This is a genomic window from Kluyvera ascorbata ATCC 33433 (genome assembly GCF_000735365.1).
In the GTDB taxonomy this organism is placed as follows: domain Bacteria; phylum Pseudomonadota; class Gammaproteobacteria; order Enterobacterales; family Enterobacteriaceae; genus Kluyvera; species Kluyvera ascorbata.
Genome location: NZ_JMPL01000173.1, coordinates 1 through 6,662 on the forward strand (window position 1 = coordinate 1; position 6,662 = coordinate 6,662).

4 protein-coding genes are annotated in these 6,662 nt (G+C 61.1%); all 4 read right to left on the reverse strand.

What is annotated here, in order from left to right:
- Positions 1-176: 176 nt before the first annotated feature.
- Complete coding sequence (locus GKAS_RS22215) at positions 177-1,772, reverse strand: cyclic peptide export ABC transporter (RefSeq protein ID WP_035897550.1); 1,596 nt, start codon at positions 1,770-1,772, stop codon at positions 177-179.
- Positions 1,773-1,803: 31 nt separating this feature from the next.
- A complete protein-coding gene (gene fhuB / locus GKAS_RS22220) occupies positions 1,804-3,795 on the reverse strand; it encodes a Fe(3+)-hydroxamate ABC transporter permease FhuB (RefSeq protein ID WP_035897552.1) in 1,992 nt (663 codons plus the stop codon).
- Positions 3,788-4,645: an iron-siderophore ABC transporter substrate-binding protein gene (locus GKAS_RS22225; protein ID WP_035897553.1), complete on the reverse strand. Its 858-nt coding sequence runs from the start codon at positions 4,643-4,645 to the stop codon at positions 3,788-3,790. The genes fhuB and GKAS_RS22225 overlap by 8 nt, the downstream gene beginning before the upstream one ends.
- A gap of 2 nt (positions 4,646-4,647) precedes the next feature.
- Positions 4,648-6,662, reverse strand: a 2,015-nt coding sequence (locus GKAS_RS22230; RefSeq protein WP_035897555.1) for a TonB-dependent siderophore receptor, incomplete at its 5' end; no start/stop codon positions are given.

Here is a 6,662-nt window from a genome sequence, read left to right on the forward strand (position 1 = left end):
CTTCAGGGCCGCAACCCTTAAATTGCAGAAAAATGACTGACTGCTGCAATCCCCAGCAGAACCCCGCCTTATACCCATTTACACACAGAGTTATCCACAAATCTCATCTATTCTTATCGTCTCTGCGTATCTTCCCCCTTCTTTATAGAGAGGGAAACGGCTTATCGCCCCACCCACTATTCAACAATACGCCCCGATTCGAGCTTGATAATCCGGTCCGCAAGGTGGAAATAGCGATCGTCATGGGTGATTGCGATAATGGTTTTCCCTTCAGCCTTCAGCGCCGGGAGGATTTCCTGGTAAAACACCGCTTTGAATTCCGGGTCCTGGTCAGCAGCCCACTCATCGAACAGGTAGATCGGCCGCGTTTCCAGCCAGGCCTGCAACAAAGCCAGCCGTTTGCGCTGCCCCTGAGAGAGTGCCGTCGTGGAGAAACGTCCGTCCGCAAACCGGACCTTATGGCTGAGCTTCAGCCGCTCGAGTAACTCCCCTACCTGTTCCGCCGTGCGTTCATGCACAAACGCCACGTTATCGAAAAGGAAGAAATCATTAAACACCACCGAGAAGCATTGCCGATATGCCTCCTGTTGGTCATCGGCAATCAGCTGGCCGTTTAGGCGCAGCGCTCCGCTGTCGGGCGGATAGATCCCCACCAGCAGATTCGCCAGCGTCGTTTTCCCACTGCCGTTACCGCCGACGATAAAGACCAGCTCGCCCGGCGTAAACGTCAGGTCGAGCGGGCCAAGGGTAAAGCGTTCACCATCTTCCCCTTGATATTGATAACTCACCCGCTCCAGCGCCAGCGAGGTGAACGGCCCTTCTGGCAACGGACGCTGCGCCTGCTCCGGCGGCAGCGCCGCCTGTAGCTGCTGCACCCGCTGCATCGCCACCCGCGCGCTGGCGATAGTCGGTAGCGACGACAGCACGCCCTCAACGGGCACAATCATATAAAGGAAGATCATCACGTAGCCGGTAATCGCAGCCGGTTGTAGCGTTAGCGCTTCGCGCAGGCCAAACAGCACCAGGCCGATAAACACAAAGAACAGAATGCTTCCCCAGCTCGTCGCCAGCCCATACAGGATATAGCCCCGCGTCCGCTCCCGGCGCACAGCTTCAATATTCTCCGCCAGTTCGCCGTCCACAAAATGCCGCCGACGCGCGGCGTTAAGCCGATATTCACGCCCGCCGTCGAACAACGTTTTGCACTGCTGAATGGGCGTGTCTTCTCGTCGCCGGGATTGTCGCAGTAGCCCAAGCGCACGCCCGTGTGCCGCCTGATACCCCAACGTGCCGAGCGCAATCGCCAGCAGCACCAACCCAAGCACACTCAGAGACAGCGTCGCCAGGTAAATCAGGCACCCAAGGATCACCGCGCTATAGATGAAGAGATTCGGCAGGTTGACGAAAAAGACCACCAGCGTATCGAGATCCTGCGTCAGCACCGAGATAGTCCGCGCCATTCCGGAACGTTCCAGCTGCAGCCAGCGGGTTTCACTCACCCGATGCGTCAGCTCACTACGCAACCGCGCTTTTACCTTCTGCCCAAGATACATAAAGGTGGTTTGCGAGATAACGCGGGTTGCCAGCATCAGGCAGGCCAGCAGCGCAAACTGTATTCCCGGCGCCAGCCAGCCGTGTACAGGCGGCAGATTCAGGCTGTGGTTAATCATCGCCAGCAGCGACGCATTGCTCAGCCCGCTAATCAGCCCGGCAACCACGGCCAGCAGCAGCCAGCCGCCGACCATCCGAAACAACATCAACAACAACGACATGCCCGTTCCTTTTTTATAGTTTGCTTCTTTATTACATCTGATGAGATGACGGTCTGTTTCTGCCACGAATCAGCGGCCAGACCAGCAGCGGTACGCCGATGAGCGATGCCACCAGCCCCACCGGTAGCTGGCGCGGATAGAGCGCATTGCGCCCCAGCCAATCTGCAATGGTCATGATGCAGGCGGAAAGCAGCACCGCGGTGTAGAGCTGCGCCAGTACGCCTTTCACGCCAACCCGGCGCGCCAGATGCGGACCCAGCAGTCCGATAAACGACACCGGCCCCACCAATAAAGTGGCAAGCCCGGTCATCAGCGCCGCCAGCGCCAGCACGCCGAAACGGGCACGCGGCAGCGAGATGCCAAGCGAACCGGCCACGCTGCCCATTGGCAGCAGCACCAACCAACGACGAAACAGCGGGGTTATCGCCAGCAGCACCAGCGTGGCGATAAACAGCACCTGCGCCAGAGAGGCGCTGATGTAGTAGGTACTGCCGGTCATCAGCGGCAGCAGCACCGCGCTGGCCGAAAGGTTATTGAGCATCACAATGCTAACGGCGGCCTGACATAGCGCATTCAGCGCCAGCCCGTTAAGCAACACGCGTTGAGGGTTAAACGCGCCGCGTCGGCTATTCCACATCGTCAGTAGCAAACTAATAAGCGCACCTACCAGGCTGCTTAATAGAAGAAAGGCGGTGCCCTGAGTGGGAAACAACAGGATATAGACGGTGACGCCCATCGCCGCGCCACCGCCGATGCCCAGCACCTCCGGGCTCGCCAGCGGGTTGCCGCTCACGCGTTGCATCAGTACTCCCGCGCCCGCTAACAGCGCCCCGGCGCTGATGGCGGCCAGCAGGCGCGGAACCCTGAGCGGCAGCAACTGCGTCAGTTCCTCATAGCTTGCCCAATGCCAGTGGCCGAGTCCGAGCCCAAGACAAAGTGAAACCACAATGGTGATAAGCAGTACGGCAACGGCAAACCACGGTACCCAGCGGTGGGTTGAGGCATCCGCCGTCAGCGGCGACGGGGAAGTATCCGGGACATGCTGCCGGGCATGGCGCGCTAACAGGATTAGCAGCGGCCCGCCGGTGAGCGCGGTCAGCATACCCACGGGCAGCAACTGGCCATTCAAGAGCGAAACCCGGGACACGCAGAGGTCGGTAAACCACAGCAACCCCGCCCCGGTGAGCGCACTGTGCAGCATCAGCTGGCGCGACGTGCGCGCACCGCCAAAGCGGGCAAGATGCGGCGCGGCCAGGCCGATAAAACCAATCACCCCGACGGCATTGACCACCAGCGCGCTCATCACCAGCGCCAGCAGCACCGCGGCGCTACGAATTTTCAGCGGCGACGCGCCCAGGCTACTGACCATGGTTTCCGGCAGTTGCAACAGCTCCAGCGGTCGCCACAAAAAAGCCATCGCCAGCAGGCAAAGCGCCAGCCAGGGCAGAAGCGACATCAGCAGATAGCTGTCCTCCTGCGCCAACGAGCCGCCGCCCCACATCAGCACGGTCAGAAGGAAACGATCGTTGATGATGGCGATAAGCATCGTCAGCGCGCCGCACCACAGGTTGATCATCATCCCGGCCTGGATCATCACTAAAGGCGAGAGCCGCTGCCGCCAGCTCAGCGCAAGCACCAGCAGCAGCGCGACCAGCTCGCCCACCACCACCACCGCCACTTTGGCGTCGGTCAGTAATAGCGGAAACCAGAGCGATGCCAGCCCCAGCGCCAGCGTCGCGCCGGAAGTCATCCCGAGCGTAATCGGCTCCGCCAGCGGATTGCGTAGCGCCCGCTGCATCAACCAGCCGCAGAGCCCGAGCGTCGCCCCGCCGACAATCGCCATGCCTTGTCGCGGCAGCCACATGCTGTGCAGAATAATCGCCGTGGGTTGGAGGTTATTGGCATATAGCAGCGCGCGCAGGCCGCCTTCGCGCAGCACGTCGTTACCGGCGAGCAATAGCGCCGCCAGCCACAGCAGCGTGATGAGCCCCCATGAGAGGCGGCGGGAATAGGGTTCATGCATCGCTCCACCCCGCGACAAAGGGATAGAGGATATCGGCGAAGCGTCCGGCGGTGATGAGCGCGCCGGTATCGCTAATCGGCTGTTCAATCACCGCCATCGGATACCGCGACGTCACCGGCAGGCGCTGCCACAGCGCGCTTTGCCGCCAGCGGGCAACGGCGTCACGCTTGTCGTCATCGACCAGTAAGATAAGCCGGGCATCCACCGTGGCGATACTCGTTAACTCTACCAGCACCGTCCCTTCCGCCCCACGGCTACCCTGCCAGGCATGACGCAGGCCGCAAGCGGCCAGCACATCGCCGGGCAAACTTCCCGGGACATAGAGCCGCAGATGCAGCGCATCGACGGGCGTGGCGCAGAACACCGGTTGCCGCACCGTCTGAGCAACCTTGCGCACGTGGGCTATCTGCGATTGCAGATTATTGAGCAACACCTGCGCCTGCGTTTCCCGTCCGAAGACATCACCAAGCTGGCGCGTCGCTTGTATAAAGGAGGCAAGCCCGTGCGTTGGCAGCGTTAGCGTCGGCGCAATTTTTTCCAGCGCGGGCTTCAGCAACGTATGCTGGGGAGTGATCACAATGCGGTCAGGCTTTAAGGCGTACAGCGTTTCGAGGTTCGGCTGAAACAGCAGCCCTAAATCCTGCACCGTGGAAGGCAGCGCAGGCTGCGGGATCAGTTTGCGATACCAGTCGGGCGCCGAGACGCCAGCGGGCGTGATACCGAGCGCGAGGATCATCTCCGTCAGCCCCCAGTCCAGCACCGCCAGCCTCTGCGGGGCCGCAGCACTCCCGGCCCACGACATCGCGGGAGCCAGCAGCGCTGCGGTTAATAACGTGCGTCGTGAGAGCATCGTTACCACTTGTAGCTAACGGTTGCCGTCAGCTGACGTTTCATCGCGTATTCACAGCCGTTGTTCTGGCAGGTGGCGAGATAGGTTTTGTTGGTCAGGTTCGCGGCGTTCAGCGCAACGCCCCATTCACGCCAGTCGTAGCCCAGGCGCGCATCGTAGACCGTGGCCGCCGGTACCTTCAGGCTGTTGTCGGTATTGGCGTAGCTGCTGCCGACATAGCGCACGCCGCCGCCGATGGAGAAGCCGTCCAGCGGGCCGCTCAGCGCATACTGCGTCCACAGCTTGGCGCTGTTGCGCGCAATGCCAACCGGATGTTTGCCTTCGGTGCCGTCGTTCGCGCTGATCACTTCCGGATCGGTTAACGCGTAGGAGGCCAGAACCGACCAGGCCGGGGTGATGTTGATCTTGCCGTCCAGTTCGATCCCGCGGGATCGGATCTCACCGGTCTGCACGCTGTAGTTGGCGTGATCCGGGTCCGGCGTCGCGACGTTGGTTTCCCGCAGGTTAAACAGCGCCAGCGTAAACAGCGCATCCAGCCCAAGCGGATCGTACTTCAGGCCCATTTCCGTCTGCTTGCCTTCCGTCGGCTTAAAGCCGTGACCGTAAAAATCGGTCGTGCTGCTTGGCACGAACGAGGTCGAGTAGCTGACGTACGGCGCTAAACCGTTATCGAAGTGGTACAGCAGCCCGGCGCGTCCGGTGGTCGCATAGTCGTTGCTTTCGGTACGCGCGTCGGTCAGCAGGTTGGTGCTCTTGGTTTTCGCCGCGTCGTAACGCCCGGCGAGGTTCATTATCCAGTTTGCCCATTCAAGCTGATCCTGCAGGTAGAACCCGGTTTGATCGAGCGTGGAGTGGGTGCTGCTGGTGAAGGCAGGCACTTCAACCGGGGTGCTGTAATCCGGGTTGAGGTAGTTGATCGGGCTGGCATCACCGTAGCCCGCGCGGCTGCGCACCGAGCTGTGCATCCGGTCAATCCCGGCCAGAAGCGTATGCTGCACCGGGCCGGTTTGCAGATGGAACTCCGCCTGGTTATCCACGGCGAAGTTGACCATGGTCTCCTGCAGGTTCATCGAGTAACGGTCGATCAGCGGCGCATCGGCATGGACGCCCCATGGGTAGACCATCAGGTAATCGCCGGTGCTGCTGATATAGCGCAGGTTCTGGCGGAAGGTCACCGTGTCGTTAAAGTCGTGGCGGAACTGATAGCCGATGCTGCCCTGCTTGCGCTCATAGCTGTCAAAGCCCGGCTGACCGCCGTAGAACTTGCTGGAGATCTGCCCGTTCGGGTTATAGGTCAGCGTGCCGGAGGTGGGCATCTGGTTGTAGAAGCCGCTGTCCGGGTCTTTACGCAGCTGCGCCAGCACCGTCAGGCTGGTGCGATCGCTCGGCTGCCAGGTGAAGGATGGCGCAATGTCGTAATGCTGATAGCGAGTGTGGTCGACCTGCGTTTCGGTATCGAAGAAGGTTCCCGCCACGCGGCCAAGCAGCGTGTTGTCGTCGGTCAGCGGGCCGGTAATATCAAATCCGGTGCCAAACAGGTTATTGTTGCCGGTGGACATATACACTTCCCCGCCCGGCTGGGCCTGCGGGGTTTTGCTCACCATATTGACCACCCCGCCCGGGTTGGCCTGGCCGTACAGTACCGACGATGGGCCTTTCACCACCTCAATGCGCGACAGCAGGAACGGGTCCCACGCCGGACGGCTCCACCAGGCTTCACGCGGCAGACGCAGGCCATCGAGATATTCGTCGGCTTCAAAACCACGCACCACGATGGTGTCAAAACGGGTATCCGGCCCGGCGTTTTCCGATGCCACGCCGGAGACATAGCGCAGCGCCTCCGGAATGGTTTTCGCCGCCTGCGCCGCGATTTGCGCTTGAGTGACCACGGCGATACTTTGCGATGTGCGGCTTATCGGCTGGCTGGATTTCGTTCCAGCAGTCGCGTTATGCGCCACCAGTGAACTCTCATCATCCTGCCCCTGCGACGGTGCCGCGGCGGTGACCACTATTGTCT